17 protein-coding genes are annotated in these 16,541 nt (G+C 61.5%); 9 read left to right on the forward strand and 8 right to left on the reverse strand.

Annotated elements, in window-relative coordinates; genetic code table 11:
- Window positions 1–151 precede the first annotated feature (151 nt).
- Window positions 152–517, forward strand: a complete 366-nt coding sequence (locus tag M0654_RS10465) for a hypothetical protein (RefSeq protein ID WP_248683039.1) — start codon at window positions 152–154, stop codon at window positions 515–517.
- 32 nt (window positions 518–549) lie between these two features.
- On the opposite strand, the gene M0654_RS10470 is transcribed toward M0654_RS10465, so the two are convergent.
- A complete protein-coding gene (locus M0654_RS10470; RefSeq protein ID WP_248683040.1) occupies window positions 550–1,536 on the reverse strand; it encodes a Gfo/Idh/MocA family protein in 987 nt (328 codons plus the stop codon).
- Between the two features lie 193 nt (window positions 1,537–1,729).
- Between M0654_RS10470 and M0654_RS10475 the strand changes: the two genes are divergently transcribed.
- From M0654_RS10475 to M0654_RS10485, 3 genes are read left to right on the forward strand one after another with little or no spacing between them, the layout of a single operon-like run.
- Entirely contained in the window at window positions 1,730–2,680 is a 951-nt protein-coding gene (locus tag M0654_RS10475; protein WP_248683041.1) for an aldo/keto reductase, read from the forward strand.
- Window positions 2,681–2,714: 34 nt separating this feature from the next.
- On the forward strand, window positions 2,715–3,713 hold the full coding sequence (locus tag M0654_RS10480) for an aldo/keto reductase (RefSeq protein WP_248683042.1): 999 nt from the start codon (window positions 2,715–2,717) through the stop codon (window positions 3,711–3,713).
- A 53-nt stretch (window positions 3,714–3,766) separates the two neighbouring features.
- The gene (locus M0654_RS10485; RefSeq protein WP_248683043.1) at window positions 3,767–3,991 is read left to right on the forward strand and encodes a DUF3072 domain-containing protein; all 225 of its coding nucleotides are present in this window, start codon (window positions 3,767–3,769) and stop codon (window positions 3,989–3,991) included.
- Between the two features lie 3 nt (window positions 3,992–3,994).
- Here the strand turns inward: M0654_RS10485 and M0654_RS10490 are convergent, their stop codons facing one another.
- The 6 genes from M0654_RS10490 to infC all read right to left on the reverse strand — a co-directional run bounded on the left by M0654_RS10490 (window position 3,995) and on the right by infC (window position 9,762).
- Entirely contained in the window at window positions 3,995–4,615 is a 621-nt protein-coding gene (locus M0654_RS10490) for a hypothetical protein (RefSeq protein ID WP_248683044.1), read from the reverse strand.
- A 117-nt stretch (window positions 4,616–4,732) separates the two neighbouring features.
- Window positions 4,733–7,156: a phenylalanine--tRNA ligase subunit beta gene (gene pheT, locus M0654_RS10495; RefSeq protein WP_248683045.1), complete on the reverse strand. Its 2,424-nt coding sequence runs from the start codon at window positions 7,154–7,156 to the stop codon at window positions 4,733–4,735.
- Window positions 7,157–7,169: 13 nt separating this feature from the next.
- Window positions 7,170–8,252, reverse strand: a complete 1,083-nt coding sequence (gene pheS, locus M0654_RS10500) for a phenylalanine--tRNA ligase subunit alpha (protein WP_118851345.1) — start codon at window positions 8,250–8,252, stop codon at window positions 7,170–7,172.
- 127 nt (window positions 8,253–8,379) lie between these two features.
- Window positions 8,380–8,784 carry a 50S ribosomal protein L20 gene (rplT, locus tag M0654_RS10505; RefSeq protein WP_118851344.1) on the reverse strand — a complete coding sequence of 135 codons (405 nt, stop codon included), beginning with the start codon at window positions 8,782–8,784 and terminating at the stop codon, window positions 8,380–8,382.
- A 40-nt stretch (window positions 8,785–8,824) separates the two neighbouring features.
- A complete protein-coding gene (gene rpmI, locus M0654_RS10510) occupies window positions 8,825–9,028 on the reverse strand; it encodes a 50S ribosomal protein L35 (RefSeq protein ID WP_027487755.1) in 204 nt (67 codons plus the stop codon).
- Between the two features lie 197 nt (window positions 9,029–9,225).
- Window positions 9,226–9,762 (reverse strand): translation initiation factor IF-3, encoded by a 537-nt coding sequence (infC, locus tag M0654_RS10515; protein WP_118851712.1) that lies wholly within the window; start codon window positions 9,760–9,762, stop codon window positions 9,226–9,228.
- A 177-nt stretch (window positions 9,763–9,939) separates the two neighbouring features.
- Between infC and M0654_RS10520 the strand changes: the two genes are divergently transcribed.
- From M0654_RS10520 to M0654_RS22880, 3 genes are all read left to right on the forward strand, one after another.
- Window positions 9,940–10,740: an alpha/beta hydrolase gene (locus tag M0654_RS10520; RefSeq protein WP_248683046.1), complete on the forward strand. Its 801-nt coding sequence runs from the start codon at window positions 9,940–9,942 to the stop codon at window positions 10,738–10,740.
- Window positions 10,741–10,875: 135 nt separating this feature from the next.
- Window positions 10,876–11,487 carry a transglutaminase-like cysteine peptidase gene (locus M0654_RS10525; protein ID WP_248683047.1) on the forward strand — a complete coding sequence of 204 codons (612 nt, stop codon included), beginning with the start codon at window positions 10,876–10,878 and terminating at the stop codon, window positions 11,485–11,487.
- A 148-nt stretch (window positions 11,488–11,635) separates the two neighbouring features.
- Window positions 11,636–13,204, forward strand: a complete 1,569-nt coding sequence (locus M0654_RS22880; protein WP_248683048.1) for a sensor histidine kinase — start codon at window positions 11,636–11,638, stop codon at window positions 13,202–13,204.
- Here the strand turns inward: M0654_RS22880 and mbfA are convergent.
- Window positions 13,201–14,184: an iron exporter MbfA gene (mbfA, locus tag M0654_RS10535; protein ID WP_248683049.1), complete on the reverse strand. Its 984-nt coding sequence runs from the start codon at window positions 14,182–14,184 to the stop codon at window positions 13,201–13,203. The genes M0654_RS22880 and mbfA overlap by 4 nt on opposite strands.
- Before the next feature lie 221 nt (window positions 14,185–14,405).
- Between mbfA and M0654_RS10540 the strand changes: the two genes are divergently transcribed.
- Together M0654_RS10540 and M0654_RS10545 are read left to right on the forward strand one after the other, a co-directional pair.
- Window positions 14,406–15,512 (forward strand): TRAP transporter substrate-binding protein, encoded by a 1,107-nt coding sequence (locus tag M0654_RS10540; RefSeq protein ID WP_248683050.1) that lies wholly within the window; start codon window positions 14,406–14,408, stop codon window positions 15,510–15,512.
- 194 nt (window positions 15,513–15,706) lie between these two features.
- Window positions 15,707–16,541, forward strand: an 835-nt coding sequence (locus tag M0654_RS10545; RefSeq protein WP_248683051.1) for a TRAP transporter substrate-binding protein, incomplete at its 3' end; no start/stop codon positions are given.

Consider the following 16,541-nt stretch of genomic DNA (forward strand, 5'->3'; position numbering starts at 1 on the left):
AGCCAACACGATGCATGACGCTGGGACAGCAGTCTGCCTGTCTCAGCCGGGCCGAGCTCGACAGCTGCCGATATCTTGCTGCTTAACGCCGGTTTAACCGGCTGCAGCGCATCGTGGGCCTATCTTGCGATCAACGGCTGGCCCATCTCCCGTGCTTCTGCGCCCGCGCATCATCATCCTGAGCCTTCTGCTTATCGCTCTCGACGCAGCGCTTCTTCACATCCTCACCACGGTCTTCAGCTTAGCGCCGCCTGTCGCCCGCCTGCTTTCGCTCGGCGGCGCCATTGCCGTTTGCGCCATCATCCAGCGCGTCACGCGTCCATCTGATGCACCACCCTCCCCTCCCGAACTGCGGCCGCTTGTCAGTGTCAGCCTGCTGCTGAGCTTCAGCCTGTTTGCGCTGCTTGCAACACGGGCCCCGCAGGTGCAGCCGCTGCTGCACCTTTCCCTCTCATGGGTGGCGGCACTCCTGTTCTGGCTGCTCGGTTATCTCCGCCTGCGCCGTCGCGCCCGCTAGATCGCTTCCCAGCCGCCGTGTTCGCCGGCGCGCTAGATCGCTTCCCAGCCGCCGTGTTCGCCGGCGCGGTAGATCGCGTCAATGAAACGCTGGTTCTTCAGCGAGTTTTCGAGCGTCACGAATTCCACCGCCTCGCCCTGCGTTGCACGGGCAAACGCTTCGGCCTGACGCTTGTATTGGCGGCTGTCCTGGAAGCGGAAGATCTGCGACTCTCCGTGGTTCTGGTTGGTCACCTCGATCTCCTCGGCACCCCAGCGCACCGCGTTGAACGGCGACTTCACCTCGATGTATCCTTCGGTCCCGTGGAATACCATGATCTGCCGCGCTGCCATCTGGGTGGCAATGTAGAAGGTAAGCTTGAACGAACCAAAGTCCGCCTTCACGTTGGAGAAGATGTCGGTGCCGAACGTCGGATCACGCTCAACCTCGGCCTGCACGCGCTGCGGCTCGGCTTCCGTCGCAAAACGGGTGACGATGGTGGGATAAACGCCGATGTCCGGCAGCCCACCGCCACCGAGTTCCGGGATGTTGCGCATGTTGGAGGGGTCGCGGTTGAAATAGGTGAAGGCGCCCTGCACGTGTTTCAGTTCGCCGATCGCCTTTTCGCGCAACAGTTCGCGCACCTTCAGCCAGACTGGCGAATAGGTCACCATGAAGGCTTCGGTGATGAGCTTGCCGGTGCGGTCGCGCACCTTGATCAGTTCCTCGATCTGGCCCGCGTTCAACGCGATCGGCTTTTCGGAAAGCACATGCTTGCCTGCCTCGGCCGCCTTGATAGACCATTCGACATGCTGGCTCGTCGGCAGCGGGATATAGACCGCGTCGATCACGTCAGACGCCAGCATCTCCTCATAGGAACCGAATGCATGCGGCGCGCCGAAGCGATCCGCCAGCTTGCGGGCCTTGCCGAGGTCGCGGCTTGCGAAGGCGGTGACGACGCAGTTTTCGGCGTCCTGGATCGCCGGCACAACCTGCTCATGGCCAATCTTGGCAGTCGACAGAATTCCGAAACGCAGCATGAACTTCTCCCTTGATTTTGCGTCGGCACCTTATTGGGGAGGTCCAGGTGGCGCAACGGAGGCCGCGGGCGAGGCTTGAAAAAATGCGTCCCGACGCGAAATTGCTGCTGGCCGCCAACGACGCTTCGGCTAATCTCAACTTCCTTCATTTGGACGATTCATCCGCTGACCTAAGACTTTGGGAGAAAGATCAATGGAATTGCGCCCGCTCGGCCGTACCGGCCTGTCCGTTTCGCCTGTTGTGCTCGGCTGCAACGTCTTCGGCTGGACGGCGGATGAAAAGACTTCGTTTGCGGTTCTCGATCGTTTCTTCGACGCCGGCTTCAACACGCTGGATACGGCGGACTCCTATTCCCGCTGGGTGCCGGGTCACCAGGGCGGCGAGTCGGAGACCATCATCGGCAAGTGGCTGAAGGGGAGCGGCCGCTCGCGCGACGCGGCGATCATCGTCACAAAGGTCGGTTCCGACATGGGCCAGGGAAAGAAGGATCTCTCGGCCAAATGGATCCTGGAGGAGGTCGATAACTCGCTGCGCCGCCTGCAGACCGACTATATCGACCTTTACCTCGCGCACTGGCCCGATGACACGGTGACCCACGAGGAAACGCTCGGTGCCTTCGCCAAGCTCAAGGAGCAGGGCAAGATCCGCGCGATGGGCTGCTCCAACTATGATGCCAAGCTGTTGCAGGAAAGCTTCGATGCCGCCGCCAAGGCGGGCCTGCCGCGCTACGACGTCCTCCAGCCGCAATACAATCTCTACGATCGCGACAGCTTCGAAGGGCCGCTCGCGGAGCTGTGCGTCAGGGAAGAGATCGGCGTCATCAACTATTACGGCCTCGCCTCCGGCTTCCTCACCGGCAAGTACCGCGACAAGGCCGATACCGAAGGCAAGGCACGTGGCGCTCGCGCCCTCTCCTACCTCAACGACAAGGGCTACCGGATCCTCGCCGCACTGGACGAGATCGCGGTCGAGACGAATGTCGAGCCGGCCTCGATTGCGCTTGCCTGGCTCATCCAGTCGCGCGGCATCACCGCACCGATCGCCAGCGCCACCAGCCCTGCCCAACTCGATGCCATCATCGCCGCCGGTAGCCTGAAGCTCTCCGACGACCAGATGAAGATGCTGAACGAAGCCGGCGCCTGACCATCCTGAATAGCAAAGCCTGAAGGAGCCTCCCATGAAGATGCGGCAGTTAGGACAAGAACTTACGGTTTCGGCGGTCGGGCTCGGCTGCATGGGCATGAGCCATGCCTATGGCGGCCAGGAGGAGGCGGAATCCATCCGCACCCTGCATCGGGCGGTCGAACTCGGCGTCAACTTCTTCGATACCGCGGAAGTCTACGGGCCGTTCAAGAACGAGGAGCTTGTCGGTAAGGGGTTGAAGCCCTTCCGCGACAAGGTTGTGATTGCCACCAAGTTCGGCTTCAAGATCGACCCGAATGCCTCCGACAGCCGCGCCATGTCCGGCCTCGACAGCCGGCCGGAGCATGTGCGCGAGGTGGCCGAAGCCTCGTTGAAGCGCCTCGGCATCGAGGTGATCGACCTCTTCTACCAGCACCGCGTCGACCCGAACGTGCCGATCGAAGATACGGTTGGGGCCATGGCGGATCTCGTGAAGGAAGGCAAGGTGCGGGCGCTTGGCCTGTCGGAAGCGGACGCCGCCACCATTCGCCGCGCCCATGCCGTTCATCCGATCTCGGCGCTACAGAGCGAATATTCGCTTTGGACGCGAGATCCGGAAGGCGAGATCCTCGATACGTGCCGCGAACTCAACATCGGCTTCGTGCCCTTCAGCCCGCTTGGCCGCGGCTTCCTCACCGGCAAGATCCAGAAGCCGGATGATATCGCATCCGATGACTTCCGCGCCGGCCTGCCCCGCTTCAGCGCGGAAAACATGGCGGCCAATGCAGCGCTCGTGAAGCTGCTGGAGGACATGGCCGCCGAGAAGGGCGTCACCGCCGCGCAACTGGCGCTTGCATGGGTTCTGGCCCAGGGCGATTTCATCGTGCCCATCCCCGGTGCCCGCAAGATCCCGCATCTGGAGCAGAACGTCGCGGCCGCCGACATCACGCTGTCACCCGAAGAACTCGCCAATCTCGGCGACCTGCTCGCCCCGGAAAAATTCTCCGGCGCGCGTTATGCCGCGCAGGCTGCGGCCTGGACGCCAAAGAAGTAAGGGAACATTTGCCTCGACGCGAACGTTTGAAGAACAAAACACAGAGGCAAATGATGACAGACCAGCACAACCCGAAAGTCGATCCGGACAATCTATCCAACACGGAAAAGGATCCGGACGACTGGGTGACGGGCGACGAACCGATGACCGGCGCCCAGACCTCCTACCTGAAGACGCTGACGGAGCAGGCGCACGAACCGGACGCCTTTGCCGACAATCTTTCCAAGGCAGAAGCATCGAAGCGCATCGACGCGCTGAAGTCCAAGCTGAAGCTCTGAGCGTCAGCAACCGGCCGGCGGGGGAAACCCCGCGTAAAACTCAGCATGGTCACCTTCGTGGTTGGCCATGCCGCGCTTGGTCAGCACGCCACGTGGCGCGACGTAACTCATGATCCGCCGCGCCGGCCGTTCATGCCATTGGATGTTGAAGGCCCAGAGCTTCGGGAAAAAGCACAGCGACGCATACGGCAGGTGGTCGTGGATCCACCAGGCCATCTTCTGCCAGTCGCCCTCCCCGCGGTAACGATCGATCAGCCAGGGCACCACGACGCAGGCGGTGGCGCCGATACAGCCATCGGCATCGCGCCTGTCCCAGATATGGTCGGCCGCCGTCGCCGCACTGGTAGAGCAGTTCAGGTTGTTGCGGTTGCCGAAGGCGTTCACCTCATCGGAGCGATAGCCGGAGCGGATATGCAGCCGCCCGAAGGTCCGCTGCAGGGGCTCCAGCAATTCCTCGCACAGATGCCGCCCAGCCTCGATCGCAAGATCAGGGTCATCCGGAATGTTGGGGATGCGGTAGAAGTCGGCGATCTCCGAATGCAGGAAGTCGCGAAAGAAGAAGTTTTCAGACAGCCGGACGCGGCCGAGGTGTTCCAGGCCCTTCATGGAATTTGGCTTGCGCAAACCCACCTCCCTCGTCTGCTGCAGTTGCTTCCCCGCCGTCTGCCCCCGCGCACAAACAAAAAAGCCTGCTTCCAGAGAAGCAGGCTAGCTCTTGAGGAGTGGTCTCGCCACCCGAAATCAGCCGCGCAGCGTGCCGCCGGTGGCCTTCTGGACATTGGCAACGATCTTGCCGGTCAGCGCCTCGAAGTCCTCGTCCGTCAGCGTGCGTTCGACGGGCTGAATGACAACCTCGATCGCCACCGACTTCTTGCCTTCGCCGAGCGACGCACCTTCGAAAACGTCGAAGACATTGACGCCGGTGATCAGCTTGCGGTCTGCCGTGAGGGCCGCCTTGACGATCGCGCCGGCTTCAACGTCGCTTCCTACCACGAAGGCGAAGTCGCGCTTCACCGCCTGGAGAGCCGAAAGATCGAGGCCCGGCTTGGTGCGGGTTGCTTTCTTCTTCGGGTCCGGCATCGCGTCGAGATAAACTTCGAAACCGCAGAGCGCGCCGGAAACATCGAGCGCCGCCAGCGTCTTCGGATGGAACTCACCGAAATAACCGAGCACCACCTTGGGCCCCATCTTGATCGTACCGGAGCGGCCCGGATGGTACCAGGACGGTGCACCCTGCTCGACCTGCACATTGCTCATCGGCAGGCCGCAGGCTTCCACCACGGCCAGTGCATCGGCCTTGGCATCGAAGACATCGACCGGCTTGCCGCCGCCCTTGGCATTGTTGGACCACAGGCGGCCTGCGCCATGGATCGACGCCGTGCCGCGACGAACACCGCCGGCGACGCGACGCTGGCCTTCCGGCGTATCCGTCTCATAGGTGCCGGAGACTTCGAAGATCGCGACGTCGCCGTAACCCTTGTCGGCGTTGCGCTGGGCTGCGGTAAGCAGGCCCGGCAGAAGCGAGGGGCGCATGTCAGACATGTCGGCCGCGATCGGGTTCGCGAGCTTCAGTGCGGCGCTACCGCCGCCGAAGAGCTTGGCCTGCTCCTCGGAAATGAACGACCATGTGACGGCTTCAAGCATGCCGCGCGCGGCAAGCGAGCGCTTGGCCGTGCGGGTGCGAACCTGCAGCGTCGTCAGGATGCGGCCGTTGACCGCCGACAGCTTTTCGATCGGCTCAGGCTTGATCTGGTCAACGCCGTAGATGCGCATGACTTCTTCAACGAGGTCGGCCTTGCCATCGACGTCGGGGCGCCAGGACGGGACCTTTACCGAGACCCGTTCGCCCTCGCCCTCAACGGTGAAGCCGAGGCGGGTGAGGATCGTGCGGCTCTCCTGCGTCGAGACTTCCAGACCCGTCAGGCGCTTCACTTCCGAGAACGGGAAGTCGACGACCTTCGGCTCAAATCCCTTGTAGCCGACGATCTTTGCTTCCGCGGGCGTGCCGCCGCACAGTTCCAGGACCAGTTCGGTTGTGCGGTCGAGGCCAGGCTCCATGTATTGCGGGTCGACGCCGCGTTCGAACCGGTAGCGTGCATCCGTGATGATGCCGAGCACACGGCCGGACTTTGCGATGTTGATCGGGTCCCACTGTGCCGATTCGATCAGCACGTCGGTGGTGTTCTCATCACAGCCGGAGTGCTCGCCGCCCATGATGCCGCCGATCGACTCCACGCCGTTCTCATCGGCGATGACCACGTTGTTCGGGCCGAGCTTGTATTCGCGCTGGTCGAGCGCCAAAAGCGTCTCGCCATCCTTGGCCCGGCGCACGGTAAGGTCGCCCTTCACCTTGGCAGCGTCGAAGACGTGCATCGGGCGACCCTGGTCGAAGGTCATGTAGTTGGTGACGTCGACAAGCGCGTTGATCGGACGAAGGCCGATCGCCTTCAGCCGCTGCTGCATCCAGACCGGGCTCGGGCCGTTCTTGACGCCTCGCACGAGGCGCAGGCCAAAGCCCGGGCACAGGCGCTCGTCATCCAGATCAAGCGTGATGCCAATGGAGGTCTCGCCCTGCGTGGTGAAGGAAGGCTTGGCCATCGGCTTCAGCGTGCCCAGGCCGGACGCGGCGAGGTCTCGGGCGATACCGTAGATCGAGGTGCAGTCCGGGCGGTTCGGCGTCAGGTTGATCTCGATGACCGGATCATCAAGGCCGGCATAGGACGCGAAGGACTGGCCGACCGGTGCATCCGCGGGCAGGTCGATGATGCCATTGTGGTCCTCGGAAATGTCAAGTTCCTTTTCCGAGCACATCATGCCGTGGCTTTCGACGCCGCGGATCTTGCCGACGGCAAGCGTCACGTCGATGCCCGGAACATAGGTGCCCGGCCGCGCCAAGGCACCAACCAGGCCGGCACGCGCGTTCGGCGCACCGCAAACGATCTGCACGGGCTTGCCGTCTCCGGCATCGACCATCAGCACCTTCAGCCGGTCGGCCTCCGGATGTTTTTCAGCCGACAGGACCTTGGCGATGACGAAAGGCTTGTAGGCCGACTTGTCGTCGACATCCTCGACCTCAAGGCCGATCGCGGTCAGGCGCTCGCAGAGTTCTTCCAGCGTTGCATCGGTCTCAAGATGATCCTTGAGCCAGGAAAGCGTGAATTTCATTGTCTCTCTCCCCCTACTGGCTCAGGCCGCCGAACAGCGTCGGCATGTCGAGCGGGCGGAAGCCGTAGTGGTTCATCCAGCGGACATCGGCGTTGAAGAAGTCGCGCAGGTCCGGCATGCCGTATTTCAGCATGGCAATGCGGTCGAGGCCCATGCCCCAGGCAAAGCCCTGGTACTCGTCCGGGTCAAGGCCGCCGGAGCGCAGCACGTTCGGATGGACCATGCCGCAGCCAAGGATCTCCATCCAGTCATTGCCTTCGCCGAACTTGACGATCGGGCCGGAGCGGTCGCACTGGATGTCGACCTCGAAAGACGGCTCGGTGAACGGGAAGAACGACGGGCGGAAGCGCATCGTCACCGACGGCACCTCGAAGAAGGCCTTGCAGAACTCTTCCAAGATCCAGCGCATGTGGCCGACATGGCTCTTCTTGTCGACAACCAGCCCTTCAACCTGGTGGAACATCGGCGAGTGGGTGGCGTCGGAATCCTGGCGGTAGGTCTTGCCCGGAATGACGATGCGGATCGGCGGGTCCTGCGCTTCCATGGTGCGCACCTGCACCGGCGAGGTATGCGTGCGCAAAACCTTGCGCTCACCCTTTTCGTCCGGCTGGAAGAAGAAGGTGTCGTGCATTTCGCGGGCGGGGTGACCTTCGGGGAAGTTCAGCGCCGTGAAGTTGTAATAGTCCGTCTCGATATCCGGCCCTTCGGCGATCGAAAAACCCATGTCGGCGAAAACGGCGGTGATCTCGTCGATGATCTGGCTGATCGGGTGGATCCGGCCACGCTCGGCGGGCGACGAGCGCACCGGCAGCGAAACATCCACCGTTTCCGCCTTCAGCCGCGCTTCGATTGCCGCATCCTTCAGCACCGTCTTGCGAGCGTTGATGGCTTCGGTGACTTCGTTCTTCAGCGCGTTGATTGCAGCGCCGCGGGTCTGGCGCTCTTCCGGCGTCATCGTTCCAAGCGTCTTCAGGAGCTCGGAAACGGAGCCCTTCTTGCCAAGCGCGCCGACGCGCACGGCTTCGATCGCCGCTTCGTCGCCGGCGGCGCCGATTTCGGCCAGCAGCGATGTTTTCAGGTTTTCCAGATCGGACATGGTGTCTTCCGTTGATGATCGGAGAGATATTTCAGGCGGATGCCGTAAACGAAAAACCCGCGCCAGCCCAAGCCAGCGCGGGTTTCCCAAAATTCTATAAGCTCAATGAGCCTGGGAAGCGCTGGTCTTAGCGAACCGCGCCTTCAAACTCGCCGGCCGTGCCGGTTTCCTTGAGGTACTCAAGGGCCTTCTTGGAGGCAGCAACCAGGGCGCCGAATGCTTCCGGCTCATGGATGGCCATGTCGGAAAGAACCTTGCGGTCAACTTCGATCCCAGCCTTGTTGAGACCGTCGATGAAGCGGCCGTAGGTCAGGCCGGATTCGCGGACAGCAGCGTTGATACGCTGGATCCACAGGGCGCGGAAATTGCGCTTCTTGACGCGACGGTCGCGGGTAGCGAACTGGCGCGAACGATCAACAGCAGCCTTTGCGGCGCGGATCGTGTTCTTGCGGCGGCCGTAGAAGCCCTTGGCTGCCTTGAGGGTCTTGGTGTGCTTGGCGCGGGAAGTGACGCCCCGTTTTACGCGTGCCATGTCATGATCTCCTTAACTGATCCAAAAGTGACGAGAGGTCTCAGAGACCGTTCGGCAGGTAGTTCTTGATAACCTTCTTGCCGTCTGCTTCGGCAAGGATCATCGTACCGCGAGCGTCGCGGATGAACTTGTTGGACCGCTTGATCATGCCGTGGCGCTTGCCAGCAGCAGCTGCAACGACCTTACCGGTCGCCGTTACCTTGAACCGCTTCTTGGCGGCCGATTTCGTCTTCATCTTGGGCATTTTGCTACTCCGTATTTGTATCGAAACCGGCAGACGACGCCTGTTTCAAGCATTTGGAACGGCCACGGCATGCCCTGCCGGACCGTTCGGACGCGCGCTTATAACCGCAGTCTGCGGGAAGCGCAATGAAAAAGAAGGATTGATTGAACACCGGCTTTGCCGAGCGGCGAACCGTGGCAAACGGGGTGATGCGGCGCTTATTTCGGCGCCAGCACCATCATCATCTGGCGGCCTTCGAGCTTGGGCTCTGCTTCCACCTTGGCGATCTCGGTCGTATCGTCCTTCACCTGAAGCAGAAGCTTCATGCCGAGTTCCTGGTGGGCCATTTCACGACCGCGGAACTTCAGCGTCACCTTCACCTTGTCGCCATCTTCGAAGAAACGGTTCATCGCCTTCATCTTCACCTCATAGTCATGGGTGTCGATGTTGGGACGCATCTTGATTTCTTTGATTTCGACGATCTTCTGCTTCTTGCGAGCTTCGGCCGCCTTCTTCTGGTTCGCATATTTCAGCTTACCGAGATCAAGGATCTTGCATACCGGCGGATCGTTGTTCGGCGAGATCTCGACGAGATCGAGGCCGGCTTCTTCTGCCATGCGGAGAGCCTGGTCGGTCGGAACTGCACCGAGGTTCTGTCCTTCGGCATCGATAAGCTGGACCCGGGGAACGCGGATTTCCCTGTTTGAGCGCGGCCCCTCTTTGACGGGAGCATCGGCTTTGAATGGTCTGCGAATGGTCGTATTCTCCTTGAAGTTTCTCCGGCGCGAGCGACGACTTAAGCTCGCCCGGCCGCGGCCGAGCGGAATGTCGTGACCGCTTGCGCGAAGTCAATAGCATAGGCAGATGAAAAAATCACCTGCTGTTATCGGCAATCGAATCTGTTTTATAAGCGCCAAAACGCGAGGAAACCCATGACAGACGCGGCGACGAACAGCATCGAAAAACGGATCACGGTCGGCAATGGACCGGCTGCACGCGAGATCGCGGTGATCCATCGCCTGCCGACCCGCCCGAATACTCCAACCCTTGTCTGGCTCGGCGGATACCGGTCCGACATGACGGGCACGAAGGCACTCGAACTCGACAAACTCGCCGCCGAACTTGGCATTGGCGCCCTGCGGTTTGACTATTCCGGACATGGTGCATCCGGCGGCGCCTTTCAAGACGGTACCATCTCCCGCTGGCTGGAAGAGGCGCTTGCCGTCCTTGACGATAGCAAGGCCGAAAGCGTCGTGCTCGTCGGCTCGTCCATGGGCGGCTGGGTCGCACTTCGGCTGGTCCAGGAACTGCGCAAGCGCGCAAGCGGTCCCAACGTGCTCGGCATGGTCCTCGTCGCACCCGCACCCGATTTCACTGCCGACCTTGTCGAACCGCACCTGACGGCGGAGCAACGCCAATCGCTCGCCGAGCGCGGTTATTTCGAAGAACATTCGGAATACAGCCCCGAGCCGAACATCTTTACCCGCGCGCTCCTGGAGGATGGCCGCAACAACATCGTCCTGACCGGGATCATCGAAACCGGCTGCCCGGTTCATATCCTGCAGGGCATGCAGGATCCCGACGTTCCATATTCCCACGCGCTGAAGCTCGTGGAGTTCCTGCCGGCCGATGACGTGGTGCTGACCCTCATCCGCGACGGCGACCACCGGCTTTCCCGCCCGCAAGACCTTGAAAAGCTTAAGGCCGCAGCCGCAGCCCTAATAATTGCATGATTAAATTTTGGGCTGAGACCAAAAAGCAGCAGCCTTAACCATAATGCTCGCTATGAGTCGTTAACAGAAACCAACAGATTGACTCTCACATGAACCCAATCTTAACGTTTCGTTAGGATTTTAAGGGACGGGTCCATGATGAAAGCTCTGCAGGCACGGCTTGCCGTGATCCTAGTCAGCGTATTGGTGCCAGTGAGTACCGCTGTGCCGGCACCGAGGCCAATGGCCGCAATGATCACGGGCGCCGTGACGTCGCAACCGATCGGCCACTACGAGTTCTGCCAGAAATATGCCGCCGAATGCGCGATCAAGAGTCAGCCGGCTCCGGCGCGCCGGATGAGCGAAAAGGACTGGGCCACCGTCCGACGCATCAATCGCAGCGTCAACGCACGCTACATTGCCAAGACCGACAAGGAAGCCCACGGCGTCGAAGAGGTCTGGAGTTATCCGGTCAATTTTGCTGACTGCGAAGATTTCGCGCTGCAGAAGCGTCGCGAACTTGCCGCGCGCGGCTTTTCCCTCTCCGACCTGCTGATGACGGTCGTCCGCAAGGCCGATGGCGAAGGCCATGCGATCCTGACGCTGCGCACCGCTGAGGGTGATTTCGTTCTCGACAATCTCGATAACGAAGTGCGTCCCTGGTACGCGACGACCTATACCTTCCTGAAGCGCCAGGCCACGTTCAACACCGGCCGCTGGGTTTCCATCGAAGATGGTCGCGACCTTCTGGTTGGCGCGCTTCGATAAAAACCCGGTCGTTTTGTCCGACAATGATCGCCCGCAGTCACCCTGCGGGCGTTTTATTTTCCGCTCCTGCCTGCCGTTTGTTCCCTATCCTCCATTCTCCTGCTACGAAGTTGCTTGCAGCGAGTTCGAACCTGGGTGATGCGTAAGCGTGGCTGAACCGGCGAAGGCAGATCAAAAGCTGATGCGGGCGGCGCGCCCGGCCCTTCCGATCTGGCTGGCAGCCATTTTCCTGGCGGCCCTGACGACTGTCGCTGCCTTCATCGTGGTGGAAAACTACCGCACCGCCCTGCGTGATGGCGAAACGCGTGCCCTTTCCTCGGCCCATGTGGTTGCAGCCCATCTGCAATGGATGATCGAGGCTAGCGACCAGGCGCTGCAGCGGATCGAGGCGGAAGTCGCCGATCGGCCAATCGCATCAGTCCATGAATATGCCGATGAACTGACGCGTGCGGTCGGCGAGATGCCGGACGGTTTCCAGTACACGCTCATGGATGAGACCGGTCGCGTCGTGTTCTCCAGCGGACCCGTCACACCAGGGATCAACCATAGCGACCGAACCTATTTCACCATGCTGCGGGATGGGCAGGAACTTGCCTTCTCAAGCGCGCTCATGGATGAATTCTCCGGCAAACCATCTTTCCTCGTCGCCCGGCGCATCGACCGAAACAACACCTTCGCCGGCGTGGCCAGCATCAACATTCCAAACGAGAGCCTCGACCGGTTCTGGGCGTCATTGGACCTCGGACCCGACTCAACCATTTCAGCCGTTCGTGACGATGGCTGGCTTGTTGCCCGTCGCCCCGCTGCCGCGCGCGCCGTCGATATCAGCACCACGGACTGGTTCCCGCTCACCCGCGAGCAGGACAACGGCGTCTACCACAGCGCAGTTTCGCCGATCGATGGCCATGCCCGCATCGTCGCCTTCTGGAAGGTTTCCGGAGCACCCCTGATCGCGCTGGCCGCCATCGAACGACAGGAAATGCTCGACCAGTTCTGGCGCAACCTCTGGTCCGACGCAGTCATCATCTTGCCGCTGATGGCGGTGCTGATCTTTGCCGCGGCATGGATCAACCGCCTGCTTTACCGTACCGCGGCGCGCAACGAGGCGCTCGAGGAAGCGCTGGAACGCAACCGTTTCCTCCTGCGGGAAATCCATCACAGGGTGAAAAACAATCTCCAGGCCGTGCTCGCGCTCATCCGGCTGCAGCCGATGCCGGTCGAGGCCCGGGAGGACATGTCGCGGCGGGTTGCGGCGATGATCGCCGTGCATGAACAGATCTACCGGACCGACCAGTTCGAGCGTGTCGAGGTTGCGCCTTATGCCGAGAGGCTGGTGCGGGAGATTGCCTCGTCCTACGACCTGCCCGTCGCAATCGAGCTCAAGCTTGAGCCCCTGACGGTCGACCGCGAACAGGCGCTGCCGCTTGGGATGATCATCAACGAGGTGGTGTCGAACGCCTTCAAATATGCCTTTGCCGGCCGCACCGACGGCAGGCTCGGCGTCGAGCTTCATCAGGACGGCGAAGACTTCCGCCTCGTCATCCGCGACAATGGCCCGGGAATGGACGTGACCGCCGAGGCGAGCGGCGGCATGGGCAGCCGCCTCATCGCAAGTTTCGTCAGGCAGATCGGCGGGGAATACTCCACCCTCACCAATGGCGGCGCCGTGTTCGAGATGACAGCACCGCTGAGACAGGACGAGGAAGAGCCGGCCTAGCCGTTGCCGATCAGGATGCCGGCGGCAAGCACCAGCGATCCCCCGAACACCACCTGGAAGACGGCGCGCAGGAAGGGTGTCTCCATGTAACGGTTCTGGATGAAGGCGATCGCCCAGAGCTCGAAGAAAACCACGATGGCGGCCACGGTGGTGGCAATCCAGAAATGCGGGATGAGATAGGGCAGCGCGTGCCCCAGGCCGCCGAGCGCGGTCATGATGCCCGATGCTAGGCCCCGCTTGACCGGTGAGCCGCGGCCGGAAATCTTGCCGTCGTCATGCGCCGCCTCGGTGAAACCCATGGAGATGCCGGCACCGACGGACGCCGACAGGCCGATCAGGAAGGTGGACCAGGTATCGCCGGTGGCAAAGGCTGCCGCGAAGATCGGCGCCAGCGTGGACACCGACCCATCCATCAGGCCCGCTAGGCCCGGCTGCACATAGGTCAGGATGAACTGGCGCCGCTCATCGGCATTTTCCTCCGCCTTCACATCCTCCGGCAGGTGCTTGTCGGTCAGCATGTGGGCGATGTCCTCATGCCCCTGCTCCGCGAGCGCCAGGTCGCCCAACAACTGCCGGGTCGAGGCATCCGAAACGCGCCTGGCCGCCTCCTCGTAAAAGCGTGCCGCCTGGCGCTCCATCGCCTCCACCTGCCCGCGCACGGCATCCAGCGAGAGGTTCTTGCGCAGCCAGTCGGGCTTGCGCTCGTAGAAGCCCCGCACATGCTCACGCCGGATCAGCGGGATCCGTTCGCCGAAGCGGGAGCGGAACATGTCGATCAGCATGTTCTTGTGGGTTTGCTCCACCTCCGCCATGTCCTCGAACACCTTGGCCGAGGCGGGATACTGCACTCTCAGCCCATCGGCATATGCGAGGTAGATGCGCGCATCCTCCTCCTCCGCGCCGATCGCGAGCGCCAGGATTTCTTCTTCGGAAAGGGTATCGAAGGGCCGCTTCGATGAGGGAAACAGATGGCCAAACATGCGCAACAACCTAGTTTAGAATTATTCTAAACTAGGCGAACTGGCGGTGGTTTCAAGTCCTGTTTCCAGTGAGAACGAATTTTCTGCATCGCGGCTGTCAGGCGCAACATTTTAAAAGCGTTGCTGCGGTGCAGCGTAACTTTCCTACTTTTCTTCTTGCCGATTCTGAAATGAATTGATTATGACCAAGCATCGGGAATTCAAACGCAGAAGGCTCTATCATGAACCGCAGAAATTTCTTCCGGCAGGCAGCCACCGCTGGCGTAGGCGCCGCCGCTGCAACCGCGCTTGCCGCGCCGGCAATCGCCCAGGAAAATCCGAAGATCACCTGGCGCATGACGTCGTCGTTCACCAAGAACACCGACATCCTCTGGGCAGCCGGCACCGATATTGCCGAAAGCGTCAAGGAAGCGACCGACGGCAACTTCACCATCCAGACCTTTGCGGCCGCTGAAATCGTTCCCGGCCTGCAGGCCATGGATGCCGTTGCCGACGGCACGGTCGAAATGGCCCACACCTGCTGCTACTACTACATCGGCAAGGATCCGACCTTCGCGCTCGGCACGGCTGTTCCGTTTGGCCTCAACGCCCGCCAGACCAATGCCTGGTTCTCGGTCGGCGGCGGCAACGAGATGCTCAACGAGTTCCTCGCGCCCCACAAGATCTATGCGATCCAGGCCGGTAACACCGGTGCCCAGATGGGCGGCTGGTACCGCCAGGAAATCAATACGATCGAAGACCTCAAGGGCCTGAAGATGCGCATCGCCGGCCTCGCTGGCCAGGTCATGCAGAAGCTCGGCGTCACCCCGCAGCAGATCGCCGGTGGCGACGTTTACGCCGCGCTTGAAAAGGGCACGATCGACGCAACCGAATTCGTCGGCCCGTATGACGACCAGAAGCTCGGCTTCGCCAAGGTCGCCAAGTACTACTACTACCCGGCCTGGTGGGAAGGTGGCCCGGCGGTTCACGCCTTCTTCAACCTCGAGAAGTTCAACGGCCTGCCGAAGTCCTACCAGCGCATCCTCAAGGATGCCTGCGCCAACGCCACGCAGAACATGCTGTCGCGCTACGACACGCATAACGCAAAGGCGCTGAAGCAGCTCGTATCCGAAGGTGCCGTCCTGAAGCCGTTCAGCCAGGAAATCCTCGAAGCCAGCTACAAGGCCGCGCAGGAAGTCTATGCCGAACTCAACGGCAAGAACGAAGCGTTCAAGAAGATCTACGAAAGCCAGCAGGCCTTCAAGCGCGAAGGTTACCTCTGGAACCAGATCGCCGAATACAGCTACGACACCTTCATGATGATGCAGCAGCGCAAGGGCACGCTGTAATCGCGACGGTATCTGAAATCGAAAACAGCCCGGGTCTCGTCCCGGGCTGTTTTTTTGCCAGCCTCCGGCACTCAGGTTGTGCCGGCTTGCAATTGCTTTTGAATTTGGCTTGCTGTTGCGCAAAACTCGGGATTACCAGCAGGTAGACCCGACACTGGTTGGACGCACTTTTCGCTTCTCTTTGGGAGGATAACATGGATCGCAGACGTTTCTTCAAAACCGCAGCCACGGCCGGCGTTGGTGCCGCCGCTGCAACGGCGCTCGCCGCCCCGGCCATCGCACAGGAAAACCCGCAGATCACCTGGCGGCTCACTTCCTCCTTCCCCAAGAGCCTCAACATCATCTTCGACGCGGCCGACCAGATCGCCGCCAGCGTCAAGAACGCCAGTGACGGCAAGTTCACCATCCAGACCTTCGGCGCCGGCGAAATCGTTCCGCCGCTGCAGGCCGGCGATGCGGTTGCCAGCGGCACCGTCGAGATGGCCCATACATGCTCTTATTATTACATCGGCCAGGACCCGGCCTTTGCGCTCGGCACCGCCATCCCCTTCGGCCTCAACGCCCGCATGACCAATGCCTGGTTCCTCAACGGCGGCAACGAGCTGATCAACGAGTTCCTGGCGCCGCGCAACCTCTACGCCATCCCGGCCGGCAACAGCGGCACCCAGATGGGCGGCTGGTTCCGCAAGGAGATCAACACGATCGAAGACCTCAAAGGCCTGAAGATGCGCATCGCCGGCCTTGCTGGCCAGATCATGCAGAAGGTCGGCATCACCCCGCAGCAGATCGCTGCTGGCGATGTCTATGCCGCGCTCGAGAAGGGCACGATCGACGCCACCGAGTTCGTCGGCCCGTATGACGACCAGAAGCTCGGCTTCGCCAAGGTCGCCAAGTACTATTACTATCCGGCCTGGTGGGAAGGCGGCCCCGCCATGCACGCCTTCTTCAACCTCGAAAAGTGGAACAGCCTGCCGAAGAGCTATCAGCAGATGCTGACCGACGCCTGTGCTGCCGCCAACATGAGCATGC

Source organism: Neorhizobium turbinariae, from assembly GCF_023223505.1.
Taxonomy (GTDB): domain Bacteria; phylum Pseudomonadota; class Alphaproteobacteria; order Rhizobiales; family Rhizobiaceae; genus Neorhizobium; species Neorhizobium turbinariae.